Source organism: Niallia sp. 01092 (genome assembly GCF_052318935.1).
In the GTDB taxonomy this organism is placed as follows: domain Bacteria; phylum Bacillota; class Bacilli; order Bacillales; family Cytobacillaceae; genus Niallia.
Genome location: NZ_JBQRKO010000012.1, coordinates 1 through 21,438, shown reverse-complemented (window position 1 = coordinate 21,438; position 21,438 = coordinate 1). Strand labels below are relative to the sequence as shown.

The window sequence follows — 21,438 nt, the reverse complement described above, 5'->3', positions numbered from 1 at the left end:
GTCTAAAAGAGAGGTTCTCAAAGACAAAACGGCAGTAAAAAACGAAATTTTGTCTAAAAGAGAGGTTCTCAAAGACAAAACAACAGTAAAAATCGAAATTTTGTCCTAATAGAGAGGTTCTCAAAGACAAAAAAACAGTAGAAATCGATATTTTGTCTAAAAGAGAGGTTCTCAAAGACAAAACGGCAGTAAAAAACGAAATTTTGTCTAATAGAGAGGTTCTCAAAGACAAAACGGCAGTAAAAAACGAAATATTGTCTAAAAGAGAGGTTCTCAAAGACAAAACAACAGTAAAAAACGAAATATTGTCTAAAAGAGAGGTTCTCAAAGACAAAACAACAGTAAAAAACGAAATATTGTCTAAAAGAGAGGTTCTCAAAGACAAAAAAACAGTAGAAATCGATATTTTGTCTAATAGAATCCCGGAGTAGGACAAATCCTCATGCGAATTTTCCTGTGAATAGTATAATTTCAAAACTTGCGATTAAAGGTACTTTACTTTCTGTTTTCACCAAACAAGTAAACCCAAAACCTCACTGGTTCCGACATCATAAACCATAACGAAAAAGGCCATCCGTTCTACACGGATGGTCAATATACAAGGTAGGTCATTATTTTAAAATGCTCCTGAACCACCGCCGCCTCCACCGCCACCGCCTGTGAAGGAACTAGAGCTGCCATAGCTTCCATGCATTGTTTTTTCCACCGACTTGTTTGCATCATAAAAATTGGTGGAAGCAAGGGTGCCAAAATAATAGAATGTCAGAATATCAAATGCCTGATATTCTGATGTTTGATACGATAGATTCATGTTTGGAAAGGGGATAGATTTCGCTAAAGCTTCATTTTTTCGAGTAATATTTTTATTGTTTATACCAAGCCCGTAAATATATATTCGCATGCGTTCATCGTCTGAAAGCTTTTCCCACTCATTTTTTGTGATAGTAGGAAAATTATTTAGCAATGATTTCCATTGATGCAGAATTTCAAAGCCTTCATAAGTTTTTGGTCGATAAAGCAGGGCGAATAAAAGAGAAGCTACGATTAACACGGTGCTTGCAAATAATAAACCGAACAACTGATACGCTGGGAAAAAATATAAACATGGCAGTAATAGAACGGTTTGGATAGCAAAATACCAATTTACGCGTGCATTTTTTTCATATAAAGCATATTCTTTTAATTCCTCTTTCACTGCTTGATTCCATTTTACTTGGAAATCATGATATTTTTGATGATTTTTCTTTTTATTTATATAGATCTTTAAATCGTCAAAGCGAAATTCGCCTCTATTTCCAACTGTATAAAATAAAAAATCAATTAATAATCTTTCGTGTTTTTTCCTATCATTCTGCTGTTGTAATACTCGGAAGGAGTCTTCATTTCTCTTTTCAATGATGCCCTTTCTTAATAAGTCTAATAATGCTGCACCCATTGCTTCTGCTGGCAATTGACGTTGGTTTGTATAAAAAATAGTGGCAGGAAGACTCATTATTTGTTTTGGAACGGTAAAATAAGCAGGGATATTCCGTAATACTGCATTCTTTTTATTTCGTCCTTTGAAAAAAAGAATATACATCGATCCAAAAAGTATAACAGATAAACTAAGAAGGGCTATCGTTCCAACAGAAGTTACCTTCTCCTGTTTTTCTGCATAATTTGCTGCTTCTGTTATCATCTTATTTTTTTCCGAAAGAATCTTTTCCTTCATCGGCTGGTTCTGAATATTTTGTGCTGCTGAAAACAAACTTTTATCATATGCTACACGAATATCTCCATTTACTTCAGCAGGAACTTCCCCTAGTTGAAATAACACAGATCCATTAGGTATTACTTTTTCAGTGCCAAACGATTCATCATATCCAAACGCAATAACATCCTTCGTAGGTGCAGGAGGATGGATGGTGATAGAAAGATTGTTGTATGTCGATTCATTTCTGTTATCAAAAAATGGCCAGTAAAACTGGGCGACATCTGGATAAACATCTACTCCGTTTTTAATCGTATAAAAAAGATTTACCACAATGGATTCATCCGAACCTTTACGATAAATGCGATATAAATTATCTTCTTTCTCTACTTTTAACGGTTTTCCGTTTTCTTTTGCCTCAAAATTTGTAATAGAAGTCCCTTTTTTGGGGAAAATTTCTCTCGTTATGCCATTAAATTCTCCATCGAAAGAATAGGTTTGTATTTCTTACACTTGTACATTTCCGTCTTTTTGTAAATTTGCTTCAATTTTAAGAGAGCTAATAGAATATTCCACGGCCATAGCGGTCTTTGGGAAAAGGAAATAAATCATAAGTAGTGTAATCGGTACGAAGATGAATTTTTTCATTTGTTAACACCTCCTGTACATTTTATACGAAAAGATGCAGGAAAAAGTTTCAAATATATCCAAATTGCTGCCATCCATTTATATACAGCATGATTTGATAAAACCCTTATTCAATCACTGTTATTACTGTATTTGTAGTGTAATTCATTTGTTTTGACTAGCTCTTAGCATGTTGCTACTATGAAACCGAGGTGAACAAAAATGGAGACGACTTTTCAAGCTGTAGTTGTAGATAAAAAAGAAGATGATTTTTCTGTAAAGGTAAAAGATATAAGCTTAAATGATTTATCGAATGGAGAGGTTGTCATCAAAGTCTATCATTCTGGCATCAACTATAAGGATGGACTTGCTGCTACTCCAAATGGAAAAATAGTAAGGTCTTATCCCCATATTCCTGGCATTGATTTGGCAGGAGTTGTTGTTTCTTCTGAAGATGAACGATATAAAGAAGGAGATAAAGTGATTGCAACAAGTTATGATATCGGCGTTTCTCATTCTGGGGGCTATAGTGAATATGCCCGGGTTCCGGCTGATTGGATTGTGCCGCTTCCAGATGGACTTTCTTTAAAAGAAGCGATGACTATTGGTACAGCAGGTTTTACAGCTGCTCTTTCAGTTCAACGATTAGAGGATAATGGATTAACTCCTGATAATGGAAAAGTTCTTGTAACAGGTGCTACTGGGGGGGTTGGCAGTTTTGGAGTAGCTATGCTATCGAATCTAGGGTTTAATGTAGTAGCAAGCTCAGGGAAAAATGAAGAAGAGTATTTAACAAAGCTTGGGGCAAAGGAAGTTATCTCCAGAGAAGATGTGTATAACGGAACGATAAAAGCACTTGATAAGCAGCTTTGGGCAGGCGCCATTGATCCTGTTGGCGGTGAATCTTTAGCTGCTATTATCAGTAAAATAAAATACAAAGGATCTGTTGCTGTTAGTGGATTAACTGGTGGCGGAGAGGTTCCTACAAGTGTATTTCCGTTTATTCTTCGTGGAGTTAACTTACTTGGTATTGACTCCGTGTATTGTCCAACGGGAGAACGCATTAACATATGGGATCGATTGGCGACAGATTTAAAACCTAAAAATTTATCCGACTTTGTCTACCAAGAAGTAACACTAAGTGAATTGCCAGAAACACTGCCGGCTATTTTAGCAGGCAAAGTAAAAGGGAGAACGATTGTGAATATATAAAGATTCCTTATGATATACATGCGAAAGGACACTAACCCTCATATACTAGTGTCCTTTTATCTTAATTATTCTATTTTAAATTTCTTTATTAGTGATTGTAGTTCTTCTGATAAAGAAGCAAGCATGTTTGCAGAAGCAGTGATTTCTTCCATCGATGCTAATTGTTCTTCTGCAGAGGCTGCTATTTCTTGTGTCGAGGAAGTGCTTTTCCTAGAAATGGCTGCAATTTGGTCGAAACCGTCAGATACTTGCTGCGAACCGACTGACATCTGTTCTACCGTCGCGTTCATATCGTCAAGGTAATGAGCAATTTTCTCGGTTGAATGGAAAAGTACTTGGAAACCTTCCTCTGTTTGTTTCGTAATATCAATACCTGATTGTACTTCTTTAGTCATTTGTCCAAATGTCTCAATGCTAACGTTTATTTCTTGAACGATTAAATGGATTAATGTCCCAATTTCTTTGGCGGAATTAGAAGACTGTTCTGATAATTTACGGACTTCTTCTGCTACAATTGCAAACCCTTTTCCTGATTCACCTGCTCTTGCTGCTTCAATCGCTGCATTTAATGCTAATAAATTTGTTTGATCAGCAATAGCATTCATCGTTTCTAGTATTTTCGTAATCTCAGATGATTTCTTCCCTAATTCCTTTACAACGGTTTCTGCACTTTTTACGGAAGATTCAATGGAATTCATTTGTGTTACAGTTTGTTGTACAAGTGTTCCGCCTTTTTCTGCAATTTTTGTAGAATGAACGGCTTCCTGTGTAATATTGGATGTCGTCGCAGCAACATTTTGTAAGCCAGTATTCATTTCTTGTATTTGTGATACATTTCTTTCGACTTCTTCGGACTGTGTTTCTTGTCCATTAGCATATGCTTCTATTGCTTGTGTAATATGTTCAGTTGCCTTACTCGTTTGCGCTGCACTCGCAGTCAGCTCTTCTGAAGATGCAGCTACATTATCAACAGAAGCAGTTATTGTCGTTATTAATGTACGCAGGGAAGCAGACATTTCATTAAAACTCTCGCCAAGCTGTCCAATTTCATCTTTCCTGCGTATTGTGATTTCTTCCGTTAAATCTCCCTCGCTAATTACTTTAGAAGAATCTACAAGCTTTCGCAATGGACGTGTGATGGAAATAATAATAAAGTAAACAATTACACCGCTTATCAGTATAGAAAATAGTAAAATCAATGCTGTTCGATTAAAGACGTCTGCAGCAGCATCTTCTACTTCTGTTAGATTCATCGTCCCGGCAATCTTCCAACCAGTTAGCTTATTCGTGTTAAAGAAAAGTTTTTTATCTACTCCCTGATATTGATAAGACAAATCGCCAACCCCATCTTTATCTGCAAACATCTTGGCAATCAAAGGGTGATTAGAAAAAGTACCTAATTTTTCGATAGGATGTGCAATAAATATTTTATTGGGATCCATTATATAAGCGTATCCTTCTTTCCCGATTTTAATTTGTTTTGTCATTTTTATAAGTTCATCTAGGTTAATATTTATGCCAACAACCCCTGATTTATCTTCCAGTTGCTGTGCAATTGTTATCACTAAGTTTCCAGTTGAAGTAGCAGTATACGGTGAAGTAATTACTAGGTTTCCATTACTGCTGGTTGCTTGTTTATACCAGTCTCTTTGTCTAGGATCATAATTTTTATCCATTTCTCTTGCTGGCGCATTAATAAACTGCCCTGTTGCACTTCCAATATAAATCGTTTCAATATCTTTATGTAAGTTGGAATATTGGTTTAGTACACGATTTGTCAGCTCAACTTTTTCTTGGGTAAAATTAGTTTTATTTAATGCTTTTGCCATATAATCCATATCTGTCTTTCTTTCATCTACTTCCCGTGAAATCAATTGATCAAGTACATCTACATTACTTTTAGCGCTATTTAAAATAGTACTTTCTAAACTGCTTTTTGCTGATTGATAGGCGCTATAACCAACAATTAAACTAGGAATAACTAATACTAATAAAAATGAAATAATTAATTTTTTTGAGATGGATGGTTTTATTATCCAATTTTTGGTTTTACGCATAAAGAATACCTCCCCGGTGACAGCTAAGTTTCTTTATAATATCGACAGAATATTTAAAAACTTTAGGTCGATAATACTATTATCATTGTGCTAATTAAATTTAATGCTCTTTTTGTATAGATTGTTGTTATTTAACCCGCAGCCTGAATACACTTCGCTCCTGTGGGGTCTCGTCTTTCTCGCATTCCCACAGGAGTCTACGTGTATTCAGTCTGCTGAATACTTCTTCTCCCCATTTTTTCACGTGAAAAACAAAAAACTTTGAGAAAACAGCCAAGCCGTAAATCATACAAATGTTGAGTTAATGGCGGATACGAAGTAAATAATTACAGATAATAGGAAGGATTAGCTCCCATATAAGGAAAAATCAAAGAGAAGAGGTAATAGTGTGCAAACAACTGGGAATCTTGAAAAAGCTGCTTTAATTATTGTAGATGTTCAAAATGATTTTTGTCATAAAGAAGGCAGTTTAGCTAAACAGGGATTGGATGTCAGCATGGTGGATAAGATGCTCCCCTCTTTAAAAAAGCTCATTATTGAATTAAAAGATTTGCATGTCCCAATTATCTATGTTCAAACCATTCATGAAGATTGTACAGATTCAGTTACTTGGAAAAAACGATTGAAAGATAAAAGTCAGGCAGATGTATGCAGAAAAGATACATGGGGAGCAGGTTTTTATGAGATTGCTCCTGATCAAAAAGATATCGTAGTAGTAAAACATCGATATAGTGCGTTTATTCATACACGATTAGATTCTGTGCTCCGTTCAATGAAAATTGAAACATTATTGATGGCTGGCGTCAGTACAAATGTATGTGTGGAATCGACTGCTCGGGATGGGTTTATGCTTGATTACGATATTATTTTTTTATCCGATTGTACGGCAGCTTTTTCAAAAGAAGCTCATGATATGACGTTGCAAAATATCGATCAATTTTTTGGAATGGTAGCGAGTTCGGAGGATGTAATCATCCATGCAAAACAAAATAATTAACTTTACATTTGGGAATATTTTGTACTTATTAAGAATATGCCTATAAGATGATGTTCAAAAAGGCACCAAATGATAAGCGGCGAATCTCTTCGTTGGCTTGCTTTTCCGCTACTCACGTATTTACAGGGGATCTTCAACTAAAAACGCTCACGTCCTGTTAGCAACGTTGAAGTCACCACATCCTGTGGAAGTCCGCTGTGTTGCTCAAAGCTACGCCGCCTCGACCTTCTTGCTTCTAATTTGTTACCTTTTTGAATACGCACTATAAGTATGGAGTAAAAACGAGGGGAAGTATCCCCTCTGTTAAAAAGGTGATGATCATGAAAAAAGGAGATCTTTCCAACTTTATATCCGCACACAGGATGGGCCAAGCAGAAGAAAATAAATCTCATTCTATCTTCTTGCTTCTATCTGTTTGTGCAGGAGCCTTTCTCTCTCATTTTTCTGCTGGATTTGTGAATATTGCACTTACCGATATTTCCATTTATTATTCTTCTTCTTTTTCATTGACACAATGGATTGTGAATGGATACTTACTCTCTATCATGCTTTTTTTGCCTTTTATGGGGAAATTGGCTGATCGATACGGGAAAAAGAGAATACATAATGTTGGATATCTTGTGTTTGCCGTTGGTGCAAGTGCTTCTGCCCTTTCTCCTTCGATTTCGGTACTTATTTTATGCCGAATCATACAAGGCATCGGTGCTTCTATGCTGCAAGCTGTAAATATGGCGATTGTTACCGATTCCTATCCGGACAAACATCGGGGAAAAGCGTTGGGGATTATTAGTACGTCTGTTGGCATCGGTGCATTATTAGGTCCGTCTGTCGGTGGTTTTATCATTAATGCTTTTACTTGGCAAATGCTTTTCTGGACAATTGTTCCTATCAGTGTGATTGCTTTTTTGGTGGCACAGCGTTTTATTCCGACAGATCGAAAGCAGCAAACATCCTCCTTTGATTATTTAGGAAGTGTATTATTTGGTATAAGCATTGTTTCTTTTGTTATTGTGTTAAACAGCATTGGGGAAGGGATCGTTTATTCATACTTGATCTTTATTTTTATCCTCAGTATAGGTAGTTTTTTCGGTTTTATTTATTGGAGTAAACGGGTGGAGCATCCGTTTATTCATCCGCGGATTTTTTCTTCTGGCATGGTGCGGGCAGGAGGAATTATTTTAATCATCAGCTATTGTGCTACTTTTGCTTCAATGGTCATATTACCATTTTATTTAAGGGGAATACTTGGCTATTCTGCTGATCAATCAGGCTTGTTATTAATGTGTTATCCGCTATTGTTAGCTTTATTTGGACCGGTTAGCGGTTCCTTATCAGATCGGTATGGAAGCATAAAAGTTGTGTTGGTTGGATTAAGTCTTTTATGTGCAAGTATGATAGGTTTAAGTTTATTATCTGAAACAACAACCTTGCCAACGCTCATTTTTCTTTTCAGTTTACTTGGTTTTTCAATGGGAATCTTAACCTCTCCTAATTATAGTATCATGATGTTTTATGTTCCAATCCAGTTCTTAGGGATGATGAGCAGTACGATTGCTCTATTAAGAAACATTGGAATGGTGCTTGGTACTGCTATTAGTATTACATTTATGAATAGCTGGTTGAATGTATCTATGGAAGAATGGATGAGCAGTCCGCATCATGCAGGCTTTGAACAAGTAATGTCCGGCTTTCATTATTTGTTTTTGTTATTGTGTGGATTAACGTTGCTAGTTGTTTTGTATTTTATCCGAAGCATTTGGAAAGCAGCTTCCATCGAAAAGGAAAGAAATTAGCAAAGGCTGTTTTCTAAAAGTTTGTTGTTTTTGAAAAAAATAATAAACATGGCTGAAGCACTGAGCAGCCTGAATACACGTAGACTCCTGCGGGAAAAGCGAGAAAGACGAGACTTAAGCAGAGCATGGCGACGAGGAGGCTCGGCACTCGTCCGCGGAAAGCGAAGTGTATTCAGGCTGTGGGTTAAATAACAACAATCTATACGAAAAGAGCGTTAGCAAAAAAGCAGTGCTCTAAAAAATTTAGGGCACTGCTTCTAAAGCTCTATCTTGAGTCATGAGAACAATTTTCTATAAAGCTGATCAAGGAGATTACACTTTTCTTATAATTTAAATCTTCCCACCAGTCCGGTAAGTTCTTCTGCCATTCTTGCCAGTTCTTCAGCTGAAGCAGTAATTTCCTGCATAGAAGCTAATTGTTCCTCTGTTGATGCAGCTACATCATCTGTATCAGCTGCATTTTGTTTGGAAAGAGTTACAATTTCATTCGCTATAGAATCTACTTCTTTTACACTTTTTGTAATATCGGAAAGCGTTTCAGTTACTTGTTCAATTTTAGGCGTAACATTTTTTGTGCTGTTTAAAATTTCAGAAAAAGTTTGTGCGGTTTCTTTTGAAATTTCTACCCCATTTTGGACCGTACTCATTGCCTCATGAAGAACGGTTACAGACTCTTGTGTTTCTTTTTGAATCGCTAGAATTAATTCCGCAATGCTTTTAGCGGATGTTTGGGATTGTTCGGCTAATTTGCGGACTTCATCTGCAACGATGGAAAATCCTTTGCCATGCTCCCCGGCTCTAGCAGCTTCAATCGCTGCATTTAATGCTAATAAATTTGTTTGCTCTGCAATGCTGCTAATAATGGTTAATATATTCCCTATTTCTTTTGACCGTTCAGAAAGAGAGGTGATCACTGTATTGATGCGAGTGACAGAATCTTGGATAAATTCCATTTGGGATAAATTGTTTTGAACAGAAACGGTTCCTTCTTCTGCTTTATGTGTAGCTGTTTGTGATAGTTCAGATACAAATTTCGTATCCTGTGAAATTTTTAAAATATTTTCTAAAATATATGCAACGTTTTGAGTATTCGTTTGAATGCTGGAAGTAGTAAATTCATTTCCGCTTGCAATTTGCTGTATGGACGATGCAATTGTTTCGGAAGCTTTGCTTGATTGTTCTGCACTTGCATTTAATTGTTCAGCAGATGCAGCAACATGATCTGAGTTTGCAGAAATATTTTGAATCATATCTGTAAGATTATGTTTCATTTGATTAAACGATTCATTTAATTCAAACAGTTCGTCTTTTGATTTTATCGTAATTTCTTCAATATTTAAGTTTCCTTCTGCTACTTTTTTTGTCGCATCTTTTAGTTTATTTAACGTATTTGATAAGAATAAAGAATAAGTTAAACCGATAATAATAGCTAATGCCGTAGCTGATACGCTAAAAATAATCATATACGTGATGCGAGTTTGAGAATCCTTTTTCGTCTTAGTTAATACAGGGTTTAATCTCTCGTCTTTTAACCAAGTTTTAAAAGATTCTATTTGATCTGTTAAATTATTGGAAAGTGCATCCATTTGTTTTAAGTCGTTTTGAAGGTCTCCTTCTTTGTTCGCTGCTCTATCCATACTGGAATTTGCTATTTCGACATATTGATCATTTACCCTCTCTATTTCTGCCAATCGATCTCTTGTTTCCTGGATGGTAGCCAGCTTTTTTCCTTTTTCTACTAATGATTGAATGGTGGCACTTGCTTCATTTAATTGATTTTTATCTTCCGAATTGTGATTCAGCATATATCCTTGATAATAACTTGTCTGCAAGGCGATATTTGTATGAATTTGTTCCGTTATAGAACGCGTTTCTATGACGGTGTTAATAACATAATTATATGCTTCATCCGTTTTCTTAGCATTCGTATAAGAATTAAAGGCAGCTATACCAAAAAGCAGGGAAATCAATAAGAAGCTCCCAATTAATTTTTGTTTAATACTTAAATTCATCTAATTCCTCTTCTCCTTAAATAGTGTATTCTTCAAGATAATTATATAATCTTTACATTATTTATCGACCGTGCTGATGACAATTTAAGGTTATATATATATTTAGATTGATAAAAAAATAAAAAAACGGAATAAAATTATTTTGTTATAGTAATGGAGAGGTTTATTTGTAGATGGTATACGTGCTGCCGAAATTTCGAAACACGCGTATTCTTTTAGCTGATTATGCGACATATAATAAAACTAGGCGAGTAGTTTAATCAAGTAGAAATATGAAACATATATTAAGGAAAAGGGGAGTTTAGGATGACAAATTCAGATGTAGTTCTTTTGCATTTTAAAAAAGGCTAGATTCTGAGTAAACAAGTTAATAAGGATGTTTTCGTATAGAATGTTGTTTTTAAACTCGCAGCCTGAATACACTTCGCTTTCCGTGGGCGAGCGACAAGCCTCCTCGTCGCATACGCTCCTGTGGGGTCTCGTCTTTCTCGCATTCCCACAGGAGTCTACGTGTATTCAGTCTGCTGAGCACTGCTTCTCCCATTTTTCATATGAAAATCAACAAACTTTGAGAAAACAGCCTTTAATAAAGACCTTAAAGCTATCGCTTATATACTTGTAAGGTTCGTTGTATTCTCTATGTGTTATTTCAAATAAGAGCGGCGTTCAAGTAGCGATATGGGACAAGTAGGACATTATCTAGTAGTAGAATGGTTTGCTCCGCTCGCGCCTCTTTTATTGTGGGAGTCCGCAATTGCTTATTCACTTTTACATAAGGGAATGTGAGGGGAACTCATGATCGTTTCTATAAAAGGGAAACGTATAGGGTAATTGATAAAAACGCTTTACTTATATACAAATTTTAGGTAATGTTAACGTAGATTAAATATTATACAAAAGGTGGGCATCAGGGAATATGGTTTATAAAGATATTGTTGAAAAATGGACTGGTTTTTCAGAATTAGAACCTAAATTAAAAGCAAAATTAGTAGAGTTGCAACAATCTGAAAAATTATTGGAAGATAGTTTTTATAAACATTTAGAATTTGGCACTGGTGGAATGCGTGGTGAATTGGGGCCTGGAATTAATCGAATGAATATTTATACTATTCGCAAAGCCGCCGAAGGGCTTGGTAAGTATATTGTAGAACAAGGAGAAGAAGCGATGAATCGCGGGGTTGCGATTGCATACGATTCTCGTCATCAGTCACCTGAATTTGCATTAGAAGTAGCTAAAGTGGTTGGGAAACTTGGGGTAAAATCATACTTATTTGAAGAATTGCGCCCAACACCTTTATTATCCTTTGCTGTCCGCTATTTAAACACGTTTGCAGGAGTAGTGATTACAGCAAGCCACAATCCTCCTGAATACAACGGCTTCAAAGCATATGGAGAAGATGGTGGTCAACTTCCTCCAGAAGCGGCCGATACGATAATTAAGTATGTAAATGCCGTAGAAAATGAATTAACGATTGAAGTGTTAGAAGAGAAAGAACTGCTTGAAAAAGGCTTATTAACTTATATTGGTGCAGATGTAGATGCAGCCTATGTGGAAAAGGTAAAAACGATTCAATTAAATGGCGCTTTAGCAGAAGTAAAAGATTTGAAAATTGTCTTTACTCCATTACATGGAACAGCAAATAAACCGGTTCGTGATGGATTAAAAGCATTTGGCTTTGAAAATGTAACCGTTGTTAAAGAACAAGAGCTGCCTGATGCTAATTTTTCAACCGTAAAATCACCAAATCCAGAAGAGCATGCAGCATTTGAAATTGCCATTCAATATGGAAAAGAAATTGATGCAGATATTCTTCTTGGAACAGATCCCGATGCAGATCGCCTTGGAGTGGCAGTAAAGGATTTAAATGGTGAATACACTGTGTTAACAGGAAACCAGTTAGGTGCATTAATGCTTGAATATTTATTATTGGAAAAACAAGCAAAAGGCAAGCTCCCAGAAAACGGTGTGGTCATCAAAACAATCGTTACATCTGAAATTGGCAGAACGATTGCAAAAGCATACGGCATACCAACAATCGATACATTAACAGGCTTTAAATTTATTGGTGAAAAAATAAAAGAATTTGAACAAACAGGAGAGCATACTTTCCTTTTCGGCTATGAAGAAAGCTACGGATATTTGATTGGTGATTTTGTTCGTGATAAGGATGCTGTTCAGTCTGCCATTTTTGCTGCAGAAGTGGCCGCTTACTATAAATCAAAAGGGCTGACTTTATATGAAGGCTTATTAGAAATATTTAAAAAATACGGATTCTATCAAGAAGGTTTAGAATCTCTTACTCTTAAAGGAAAAGACGGTGCAGAACAGATTGCCTACATTATGGATACATTCCGCAAGCAGCCAATCGAAAATGTAAGTGGATTAAAAGTAGTTTCAGTTGAAGACTATTTAACAAGCAAAAAACTAGTAGGTTTAACCGAATCAGTAATCAATCTACCAAAATCAAATGTTATTAAATACCATTTAGAAGATGGATCTTGGTTCTGCCTACGTCCATCAGGTACAGAACCAAAAGCGAAATTCTATTTCAGTGTTACAAGCTCTTCATTAAAAGAAAGCACTGCAAAATTAACAGCCCTTAAAGAAGGCGTAATGAAGAGTGTAAAAGCGGTAGTGGATAGTTATAACAAATAAAATGTAAGATGAGAAAAAAAGATTCCTTGTATAAGGGAATCTTTTTTTCATTTTCTGTGAAAAATTATGCTGTTTCTAAAAAAATAAAAAAATGAATGATTTTGTCAGTATAGGACGAAAAATGGGCAAATGAATTAATAATCACTTAGCGAAAATTAAGAATTCAGCTTGTTAGCAATCTGAAAACTTATTTTTCGCTATTTTTCATAAAAAGAACTTTTTAGTATGATAAAAACACCCGAAAAGAAAGGAGGCATATATGATTAATCAAGTCACATTGGTAGGTAGATTAACCAGAGACCCAGAACTAAGGGTGACGCAGGAAGGAACATCTGTTACAAATGTAACGGTTGCTGTTGGCCGCAATTTTCGCAATCAGGCTGGAGAATATGAAACAGATTTTGTTCAATGTATTTTTTGGAAAAAAACAGCGGAAAATACCGTTCATTATTGCAGGAAAGGCTCATTAATCGGAATCATGGGCAGAATTCAAACACGCAATTATGAAAACCAGGAAGGTAAAAGAATATACGTAACCGAAGTAATTGCGGAATATGTAAAATTTTTAGATCCGAAAAAAACGGAACAGATGATTCCTTAAAAAGGGGAGGATGCGGGTGAATATTGCACCGAATATTAATGATTTGCTCGTGACACTTATTGCGATGCAAGGAAAAAATAATAAAAAAATCGCACAATATGAAACAAGAATAGCTCAATTAGAGCATATCATTCAATCTGAAATTTTGCCGCGCTTATCTGCTCAGACATCCACATAACGATAATCTTCTATATTAATGAAATCCTAAATATTTTATCCATCCTGTTTAAAAAATCTTTTTAAACAAAAATTCCTCTTAAAATAAAATCAATCAAGTCCTCCTATACTCCTTCTTTTTTGCAGCGTAATTAATTTACGCTGTTTTTCTTTTTATATAGGCTCTGTTAAATTTCAGTGTTGATTTATCATGGTCAGGAAATTCACTCGCTTTCCGCGGACGAACTTGCAAGCCTCCTTGCTCGTACCTCACTGCGGTTTCTTTCCATCCCGTTTTTCCGCAGGAGTCTCGCAAATTTCCTTCCAAAATCAACATGATCGCTAAAGAACTACATACCTCCAGTTAAAGAACCATGTACAAGAAATACTTGAGTACCTTTACATAATCTGGTTTTCAGTTAAAATAAGATAGTCATCCTATTTATAATTAGATTAATTACAAGTAAACTATTTTTTATATAATAGAATAGATTCTGTTAAACCATTTATGTAGATTGTAAGGGGGAGTTTCAGGGTGAATTTTTATGCCCAAGTAATACGAGGATTAAAAGCCATCAAGAGTTTTTCTTATGAGCTTGAGAAAACAGAAAAAATAGCAAGTTTAACAAAAAACATTGTTCTTCTTTTTATCGTAACAACTGTACTGTATGGATTAAGCAGTTTTTTCGGTATAGGAAATGAGGTTGTTTCTCGGGAATTAACACAATACAGTGCTAGTGATTTTGAATTAAACAAATTATTATTTGCAATTGGACAAATTAGTTGGGCATGGGTATTTCTTTCTATTCATCTATTTTTAGTACCGTTATATTTTTATGCCTTTACAGATATAGACTATCAAAAGCTACTATATATTCAGTTTATAGCAGTCTTTGTGCTGCTTTTGGAGAAATTACTGTTGCTACCCTTGCAGCTGTATTTTGGTTTGACACCATTATCCTCCATCTTTTCATTAGGGATTATTGCACAAGCTATTACAACCAAAAAAATAGTCTATTATTTTTGTACGGAAATTACCATATTTAAATTATGGATGATGTATATTCAATATAAATATTTAACTGCTCTTTCAGGGAAAAACCGATCATTTATCCTATTGCTTGTCGTTGTTATCTATGTGTTTTTTCTTCTGATAGCGGCATTAACACAATACTGGAAGTTAGAAGAATTAATATAATATAGAGAGGAGGAAAAAAATGAACTGGAAAAAAAGTGCGCTATTCATCGTCATTATCTTATTTATTGGTGCCAATATTACCTTGCTGCTTAAAACGAAACATCCATTTGATCACAGTACATATGTACATGCATGGACTAAAGCTGCGGAAAGAGATTTAGTGCAAAGATTAGGAAAAGAAGGAATAAGTTTACCGCTAGAAAAACAAACTGTTTATTTGGATAAAAGTAAAGGTGACTTCAGTGGATTTTTAGTGAAAAACGGAGAATTTGTCGAATCTAATACACCACTGCTTGCCTATAAGAATAATACGGCAAAAAATTCGACAGACGAGTTGGCGTTGGAGATTCAGCAATTAGAAAAGGAACGGAGCAGTCTGCAAGTACAAGTGGGAGAGCTGTCCCGTTTACTCTCTAGTTTATCCTCTTCTCCTCCAAACTTAGATGAAAATAATGAGAACGAAAATAATGAAAATGACAATAATGAAAATAATAACAATAATAATGAGCATATTGCGACTTCCGTTCAACAGCAAATTTTAGACAAACAACAAGAGCAGGCAAAGGTTGCCGCAGTGATTGAAAAAAAGCAAGCTTTGCTGCAAATGCATCGAGCAGGATTAGCTAATTCACTGGAACGAAGCACGATTTCTGGCTATATTGCTGAAGTGAAAGAAGATTTAGCTAATCCTATTATAACTGTCGTTTCGAAGGATCAGAAGGTAGAAGGTTTGCTTAAGGAAGCGGAACGAACAAAAATCAAAGAAGGAATGGAAGTACTTGTAAAAGATAGTAGCGGGAAAGAGTATACAGGTGCGGTTGATTATGTTTCAGCACTACCAAAGGATCATGCATCTATTAAAAAAGAAAGTCTGTATCCTTTTACTATTAAATTAAATGAACAGCCAAAAGAAATGGTAAGTGGAACACATGTCAATGTGCAGATAATTACAAAAAAAGTACTAAATGCCATCTCTATTCCGAAAAAGAGTGTTTTATCTAAAAAGGGTAGTGACAAAATTTATGTCATCGAAAATGGTTTTTTAGCAAAAAAAGGAGTGCAAACAGGGTTGCAAGTTGACGGTTATCAGCAAATAACCATGGGAGTAAAAAAAGGTGACATCGTCATTATTCCATCGGTAAATAAAAAGATAAGCAACCATCCTTATATAACGCCAATCAAAGTAAAAGAGTGGCGCAATTTAACGATAGAAAATCGAAGAAAAAAAGAGTTGCTTCGCTATGTTTTAAAAGGTTTTTTATAAAAAAGTAGACAGATACTTTTTGTTTCGGTTATGCGATAAAAAGACAGTACGACATTCACTTAAGAATGGAGGTGCTGTCTTTTTGCTACCTTGAAAATAGGGTTCCGCAGGTGGAATACACTTCGCTCGCCCCGTGGAAAGCGAGCGGTAAGCCTCGGAGAACAGAACGGAAACCCTTACTTCCTAATCAGTTACTTATTTTCCTGTTTTTTGAAACTTAGGTTGATGACATTGGTTGCGGGCCTTCTTTTAAAATCAACAATAAAAATGAACAGAGACTTAAAAAATGAAAAATATGTACCAAGAGAGAAACCAAAAATAATGAATTCGCTTTCTTTTCTAGGGGATAAAAAAACTGACCACAAATGCTTGACTCAAACTGGTTCCGTTGGTGAATTGTATCGAGCTCGGTTTTTTTATATAATGTAAGATACACAGAAATAGGAGAGTTAATTGAATGATGGAAAAAAGATGGATGGGAAATATTCTCGTAAATGTAGTAAATACAAATGATGCCATTTATTATATTGATAAACGTTTAAGTGAAAAAAAATCTACTGATTTATATTTTTTAAATGACCATTGCTATAATCTTGCGCAGGAAGATAGTCATTATCGTGATGTAATAAATAATGGCGATCTTTTATTAAATGATGGAATTGGTATTGAGGTTGGTGCTAAGCTATTTGGTTTTCGATTTAAAGAGAATCTAAATGGCACCGATTTTATTCCAGCATTGTTTCAGCATTTAAATAGTAGTCACAGTCAGAAATACCGTATATTTCTTTTAGGTGCGAAACAAGGGATTGCAAAAGATGCGCTTAAGAGGCTGCAGCAACAGTATAAACAACTAGAGTTTGTAGGGGAGCACCATGGCTATTATGATCCCAACCATTCAGGAGCTGTTATTGATGACATTAATAATAAAAAAACGGATATATTATTAGTTGGCTTCGGAATGCCTCTTCAAGAAAAGTGGATTGCAGAAAATCGTTCGAAATTAAATTGTACCCTTATCCTTGCTGTCGGTGCTTTTATTGATTTTTCATCTGGAAATGTAAAACGGGCCCCTGAAATGTTTAGAAAGCTTCGGCTAGAATGGCTGTACCGGATGGTAAAGGAACCAAAAAGATTATGGAAAAGAAATCTTGTTGGTCATGCTGCGTTTTTTTATTATGTATTAAAACAAAAATACAAGAAAAAAACTGTTCCCGATAAAATGGGTTCTTAATGTAAAACGTATAATAATAAGGTGTTGCAGCATTTGTTGTAGCATCTTTTTTGTTATATTGATAAGTATCATGCCGGTTCTTGTTTAAACGAATCACTATAGAATCAGTTGGAATATAATAATTTGGTAAGAAAAGTTTTAAATGCCATGTATTCCTATGATAAAATACAGATATTGGGGGAATGAAACGATCGTAAATTATACGATTCGTTTTTGATAGTTTGATTGTAATGATATACATACTAGATTGATAGCAAAGGAGCAGGTTTATGATATTAGTAGTAGGAGGCGCTGGCTATATTGGCAGCCATTTAGTAAAAGAATTAGTAGAGAAAGAAGAAGTTGTTGTTTTAGATAATTTAACAACAGGTCATGAGGAAGCGGTTGATTCACGTGCTGTATTTATAAAAGGTGATTTAGGAAAAGAGGAAGATTTAGAACCTATTTTTTCTAACTATCCGATTAAAGCTGTGATGCACTTTGCTGCCTATAGCTTAGTAGGGGAGTCTGTTCAAGATCCATATAAATATTATGAAAACAATGTTGCCAATACATTAACTTTATTGAAAGTGATGTTAAAGCATAAAGTGAAAAACTTTATTTTTTCTTCTACTGCAGCTACATACGGCATACCGGAAGAGGATATCATTTTGGAAAACTCTGCAACATTACCAATTAATCCATATGGAAAATCGAAATTAATGGTAGAACAAATTTTAGCAGATTTTCATCAAGCCTACGGATTGAACTATGTTGTATTACGTTATTTTAATGCAGCAGGTGCTCATGCATCAGGTGAAATTGGCGAAAATCATGATCCAGAAACGCATTTAATTCCGATTATCTTACAGCATTTATTAGGTAAAAGAGACTCCATTTCTGTGTTTGGAACAGATTATCCAACAGAAGACGGCACTTGTATCCGTGATTATATTCATGTAACCGATCTTGCGGAAGCACATATTAAAGCATTGGAAGCACTTTTAGATGGTCGCAAGGAAGCAGAAACATATAATTTAGGAAATGGAGTAGGCTACTCTGTAAAAGAAGTGATTGAAACATGTGAAAAAGTAACGGAACAAAAAGCAAAGGTTGTTTTTGCAGAAAGACGTGCTGGAGATCCTGCAAGACTTGTTGCTTCTTCTGATAAAATTTATAAAGAATTAGGATGGAAGGCTGAATGTGATTTAGAAATGATTATTGGAAGTGCGTGGAATTGGCATAAGGGAAGTTAGGCTGGCGGCAAACGCTCGCTTTCGTCGTTGCTCGTCTTGTTCGGATGCCTATTACCCTAAAACGGTAACTCTGCACTTTACAAATTTCGCCTTAGAAAGCCAAGTGTTTTTGAAGAGCCTATACTTGTGGCTTCGAGAGTAGTAATTAGTCTTGAAGCTATAACGTTTTTTGAAGGAAGGTGCTAACATGATGAAGATAAAGAGGATTCACCATATTGCCATAATTTGCAGCGACTATGAAAAATCAAAATATTTTTATGTGGATATACTAGGATTTACTCCTCAATTAGAAGTTTTTCGGGCAGAAAGAGAATCCTATAAACTAGATCTAAAAGTAAATGATGTATATCAAATTGAATTGTTTTCTTTTCCTAACCCAAAAGAAAGACCTAGTTATCCTGAAGCAACAGGCTTACGTCATATTGCCTTTGAAGTAGAAGATATTAATGAAACAATAGGTTATTTAGCAGACCATTGCATTGAGGTGGAAGAAGTAAGAACCGATCCTTATACAAATAAAAAATATACCTTTTTTGCTGATCCAGATGGACTGCCAATTGAAATTTATGAGATGTGAAAAAAATCGTGAAGTATAGAATGATTTATAGTATTTAAATAACATTCGTTGCGATAATCAGAAGAAACAGAAAATTCCAACAAAACACGACATGATATTTTCCGGGAAATGTCGGGGAATGTTTCTAATTAGCAAATGATAATGACTCATCAACAAAAGCTCGATTTATAATGAGCCATCAATGTGGAATGGAAGCAAGTTTCCTTTTGGAGGAACGTAAGAAATACAAATCTCTAAACAAGAAAAAATCCTTTACACTCACATTTGTAGTGAAAATGTGAGTGTAAAGGATTTTTTCTAATGGCTGTTTTCTAAAAGTTTGTTGTTTTTTATAATACATTTGGAAAAGCGTTTCTTAGCAGCCTGCATACACGTAGACTCCTGTGGGAATGCGAGAAAGACGAGACCCCACGGAGCGTATGCGACGAGGAGGCTCGACGCTCGCCCACGGAAAGCGGAGTGTATTCAGGCTGCGAGTTTAAAAGCAACAATCTATACGAAAACAGCTTTCTAAAAGGTTAAGAAAGAATAAATTTATTGAAGCCTGAAGTGTGTCTAGCTTTTATTATTTTATTTCTAACTGTTCTTTCATTTCCTTTTGAACTTTTGTTTTTTCTTCATCAGGAACGATTAAATACCATATATTATTTATCTTTTGACCTGAACCTGTAATGGTTTCTTGATTTATGTTATTTGCAGCCGCTTTATAATGTTGTTGAATTTCTACCATTTCATCAAAAGTAAGATTGGTTTTAATATTTTTACTTAATGCATCAAAAATATCACCAAAATTAGTAAGGGAATTTAAGCTTGCTCCTTCTTTTATCACCGCTTGAATGATTTCTCGTTGTCTTAATTGACGTCCATAATCACCACGTGGGTCATCATAACGCATACGAGAAAACTTTAAGGCTTTGTCGCCATCTAATGTAATAGATCCTTTTGGAAAGTGAATCCCTTCATACGTAAAGTCTAAATCGTTCTGAACTGTCACTCCATCAACAGCATTTACGATATCTTTAAATCCTTCCATATTGATTTGCATATAGTAGTCAATTGGGATATCAAGAAAGTTTTCAACTGTATCCATCGACATAGCGACACCGCCAAATGCGTAGGCATGGTTGATTTTATCGCTTGTACCATGGCCAATGATTTCCGTTCTTGTGTCACGAGGAATACTTAGCATTTTAACAGAATTATTATTAGGGTTAACGGCAAGTACGATCATCGTATCGGAGCGGCCGTTGTCTCCGTCCCGTTCATCCACTCCAAGCATTAAAATGGAAAAAGGCTCTTTTTTATTTAATTGAATGTCTTCTACTCGTTTGCTTGCTGTTCTTTCAACAGGCTGATGCATTGTACCAACAGCATCTGTTAAAGATTTATAGATAGAAAATATATAAGCACCAATAGCAATAATAATTAACAGGAATAGACTGAGTAGTATTCGTAGCCATATTCTTTTTTTCTTTTTTGGCTTAGTGGAAACCATTCGATAAAATCCTCCATATCTTTACATAATTTGATAGACTATAATAAAGAATAGCAAAAAAATAGCATATTGCATAGTTTTGATGAGAAAATAGAATATTTCCTATAAAAGGAAGTTTCATAGAAAAATAAGTATAAAATTTTTAAACTTAGACGAGTGTCTAGCTCCGGCGCCTAGCCCTTGTGAAAAATAACCCTTTGCCCCTAAAAGTAAAAAGCACTTTTCGAGTAAAATGAACATTTTTCTTCAGGGCTGAGCAAGGCGCCTGCGCATTTCTTATTTAGAAGGAGAATATGATGAAAAAAACGGTATTTTTGTGGTTGCCTATTATAATGATTATTACGATAATTTTTGGATTTTCTTCAGAGCCTTATAAAGATCAAGATATTACACCATGGCTGCAAGCGTTAGAGGAAAACGAGTTTTTTAACTCGTTATTATCACCGGTAGCTTTTACGTATGCCGAAAAAGAAATCAGTGTGCAAGCTTTAGGTGTGGCACATGTTATCGAATTTTTTATCATAGTTGAGCGAGAAGACTCCTTCCTCAAGGAACGAAGAGAGTAGGTGGGAGATGAATCGCCTTCTTTTTTTAGTTTAAAAGAAGATATAACTGGAACACTAGTTCTTGTATTGGC

The 21,438-nt window shown here is 35.3% G+C and carries 18 protein-coding genes; 13 read left to right on the top strand and 5 right to left on the bottom strand.

Annotated elements, in window-relative coordinates; translation table 11 throughout:
- Positions 1-152 precede the first annotated feature (152 nt).
- Positions 153-431 (top strand): hypothetical protein, encoded by a 279-nt coding sequence (locus ACTXGU_RS12705; RefSeq protein WP_443481895.1) that lies wholly within the window; start codon positions 153-155, stop codon positions 429-431.
- A gap of 185 nt (positions 432-616) precedes the next feature.
- On the opposite strand, the gene ACTXGU_RS12700 is transcribed toward ACTXGU_RS12705, so the two are convergent.
- A complete protein-coding gene (locus ACTXGU_RS12700; protein ID WP_443482008.1) occupies positions 617-2,194 on the bottom strand; it encodes a DUF2207 domain-containing protein in 1,578 nt (525 codons plus the stop codon).
- Between the two features lie 3 nt (positions 2,195-2,197).
- Complete coding sequence (locus ACTXGU_RS12695; protein ID WP_443481894.1) at positions 2,198-2,338, bottom strand: hypothetical protein; 141 nt, start codon at positions 2,336-2,338, stop codon at positions 2,198-2,200.
- Positions 2,339-2,539: 201 nt separating this feature from the next.
- On the opposite strand from ACTXGU_RS12695, the gene ACTXGU_RS12690 reads away from it, so the two are divergent.
- Positions 2,540-3,529 carry an NADPH:quinone oxidoreductase family protein gene (locus ACTXGU_RS12690; RefSeq protein WP_443481893.1) on the top strand — a complete coding sequence of 330 codons (990 nt, stop codon included), beginning with the start codon at positions 2,540-2,542 and terminating at the stop codon, positions 3,527-3,529.
- 65 nt (positions 3,530-3,594) lie between these two features.
- Here the strand turns inward: ACTXGU_RS12690 and ACTXGU_RS12685 are convergent, their stop codons facing one another.
- Complete coding sequence (locus ACTXGU_RS12685; RefSeq protein ID WP_443481892.1) at positions 3,595-5,586, bottom strand: methyl-accepting chemotaxis protein; 1,992 nt, start codon at positions 5,584-5,586, stop codon at positions 3,595-3,597.
- Between the two features lie 388 nt (positions 5,587-5,974).
- Between ACTXGU_RS12685 and ACTXGU_RS12680 the strand changes: the two genes are divergently transcribed.
- Both ACTXGU_RS12680 and ACTXGU_RS12675 read left to right on the top strand, forming a co-directional pair.
- Entirely contained in the window at positions 5,975-6,583 is a 609-nt protein-coding gene (locus ACTXGU_RS12680) for a cysteine hydrolase family protein (protein WP_443481891.1), read from the top strand.
- A 320-nt stretch (positions 6,584-6,903) separates the two neighbouring features.
- The gene (locus tag ACTXGU_RS12675; protein WP_443481890.1) at positions 6,904-8,376 is read left to right on the top strand and encodes an MFS transporter; all 1,473 of its coding nucleotides are present in this window, start codon (positions 6,904-6,906) and stop codon (positions 8,374-8,376) included.
- Positions 8,377-8,699: 323 nt separating this feature from the next.
- Here ACTXGU_RS12675 and ACTXGU_RS12670 read toward each other — a convergent pair whose 3' ends face one another.
- Positions 8,700-10,388, bottom strand: coding sequence for a methyl-accepting chemotaxis protein (locus ACTXGU_RS12670; protein WP_443481889.1), 1,689 nt, complete (start codon positions 10,386-10,388; stop codon positions 8,700-8,702).
- Between the two features lie 916 nt (positions 10,389-11,304).
- On the opposite strand from ACTXGU_RS12670, the gene ACTXGU_RS12665 reads away from it, so the two are divergent.
- The 8 genes from ACTXGU_RS12665 to gloA2 all read left to right on the top strand — a co-directional run bounded on the left by ACTXGU_RS12665 (position 11,305) and on the right by gloA2 (position 19,306).
- On the top strand, positions 11,305-13,044 hold the full coding sequence (locus ACTXGU_RS12665; RefSeq protein WP_443481888.1) for a phospho-sugar mutase: 1,740 nt from the start codon (positions 11,305-11,307) through the stop codon (positions 13,042-13,044).
- Positions 13,045-13,303: 259 nt separating this feature from the next.
- Positions 13,304-13,645 (top strand): single-stranded DNA-binding protein, encoded by a 342-nt coding sequence (gene ssb, locus ACTXGU_RS12660; protein ID WP_443481887.1) that lies wholly within the window; start codon positions 13,304-13,306, stop codon positions 13,643-13,645.
- A gap of 16 nt (positions 13,646-13,661) precedes the next feature.
- Positions 13,662-13,823 carry a hypothetical protein gene (locus tag ACTXGU_RS12655; protein ID WP_443481886.1) on the top strand — a complete coding sequence of 54 codons (162 nt, stop codon included), beginning with the start codon at positions 13,662-13,664 and terminating at the stop codon, positions 13,821-13,823.
- A 513-nt stretch (positions 13,824-14,336) separates the two neighbouring features.
- Complete coding sequence (locus tag ACTXGU_RS12650) at positions 14,337-14,999, top strand: hypothetical protein (protein WP_443481885.1); 663 nt, start codon at positions 14,337-14,339, stop codon at positions 14,997-14,999.
- A gap of 19 nt (positions 15,000-15,018) precedes the next feature.
- Complete coding sequence (locus ACTXGU_RS12645) at positions 15,019-16,263, top strand: efflux RND transporter periplasmic adaptor subunit (RefSeq protein ID WP_443481884.1); 1,245 nt, start codon at positions 15,019-15,021, stop codon at positions 16,261-16,263.
- A gap of 457 nt (positions 16,264-16,720) precedes the next feature.
- A complete protein-coding gene (locus ACTXGU_RS12640; RefSeq protein WP_443481883.1) occupies positions 16,721-17,494 on the top strand; it encodes a WecB/TagA/CpsF family glycosyltransferase in 774 nt (257 codons plus the stop codon).
- Positions 17,495-17,763: 269 nt separating this feature from the next.
- Entirely contained in the window at positions 17,764-18,729 is a 966-nt protein-coding gene (gene galE / locus ACTXGU_RS12635) for a UDP-glucose 4-epimerase GalE (RefSeq protein WP_443481882.1), read from the top strand.
- 190 nt (positions 18,730-18,919) lie between these two features.
- Entirely contained in the window at positions 18,920-19,306 is a 387-nt protein-coding gene (gloA2, locus tag ACTXGU_RS12630; protein ID WP_443482007.1) for an SMU1112c/YaeR family gloxylase I-like metalloprotein, read from the top strand.
- A gap of 565 nt (positions 19,307-19,871) precedes the next feature.
- On the opposite strand, the gene tagU is transcribed toward gloA2, so the two are convergent.
- Positions 19,872-20,801, bottom strand: coding sequence for a polyisoprenyl-teichoic acid--peptidoglycan teichoic acid transferase TagU (gene tagU, locus ACTXGU_RS12625; protein WP_443481881.1), 930 nt, complete (start codon positions 20,799-20,801; stop codon positions 19,872-19,874).
- 293 nt (positions 20,802-21,094) lie between these two features.
- On the opposite strand from tagU, the gene ACTXGU_RS12620 reads away from it, so the two are divergent.
- Positions 21,095-21,367, top strand: a complete 273-nt coding sequence (locus tag ACTXGU_RS12620) for a hypothetical protein (protein ID WP_443481880.1) — start codon at positions 21,095-21,097, stop codon at positions 21,365-21,367.
- Positions 21,368-21,438 lie beyond the last annotated feature (71 nt).

Excerpts from the sequence above, each read along its gene's own strand:
- ACTXGU_RS12670 (WP_443481889.1), bottom strand. The coding sequence starts at position 10,388 with ATGAATTTAAGTATTAAACAAAAATTAATTGGGAGCTTCTTATTGATT.
- ACTXGU_RS12695 (WP_443481894.1), bottom strand. The coding sequence starts at position 2,338 with ATGAAAAAATTCATCTTCGTACCGATTACACTACTTATGATTTATTTC.
- galE (WP_443481882.1), top strand. The coding sequence starts at position 17,764 with ATGATATTAGTAGTAGGAGGCGCTGGCTATATTGGCAGCCATTTAGTA.
- ACTXGU_RS12685 (WP_443481892.1), bottom strand. The coding sequence starts at position 5,586 with ATGCGTAAAACCAAAAATTGGATAATAAAACCATCCATCTCAAAAAAA.
- ACTXGU_RS12665 (WP_443481888.1), top strand. The coding sequence starts at position 11,305 with ATGGTTTATAAAGATATTGTTGAAAAATGGACTGGTTTTTCAGAATTA.
- ACTXGU_RS12645 (WP_443481884.1), top strand. The coding sequence starts at position 15,019 with ATGAACTGGAAAAAAAGTGCGCTATTCATCGTCATTATCTTATTTATT.
- gloA2 (WP_443482007.1), top strand. The coding sequence starts at position 18,920 with ATGAAGATAAAGAGGATTCACCATATTGCCATAATTTGCAGCGACTAT.
- ACTXGU_RS12690 (WP_443481893.1), top strand. The coding sequence starts at position 2,540 with ATGGAGACGACTTTTCAAGCTGTAGTTGTAGATAAAAAAGAAGATGAT.
- tagU (WP_443481881.1), bottom strand. The coding sequence starts at position 20,801 with ATGGTTTCCACTAAGCCAAAAAAGAAAAAAAGAATATGGCTACGAATA.
- ACTXGU_RS12640 (WP_443481883.1), top strand. The coding sequence starts at position 16,721 with ATGATGGAAAAAAGATGGATGGGAAATATTCTCGTAAATGTAGTAAAT.
- ACTXGU_RS12675 (WP_443481890.1), top strand. The coding sequence starts at position 6,904 with ATGAAAAAAGGAGATCTTTCCAACTTTATATCCGCACACAGGATGGGC.
- ssb (WP_443481887.1), top strand. The coding sequence starts at position 13,304 with ATGATTAATCAAGTCACATTGGTAGGTAGATTAACCAGAGACCCAGAA.
- ACTXGU_RS12620 (WP_443481880.1), top strand. The coding sequence starts at position 21,095 with ATGATGAAAAAAACGGTATTTTTGTGGTTGCCTATTATAATGATTATT.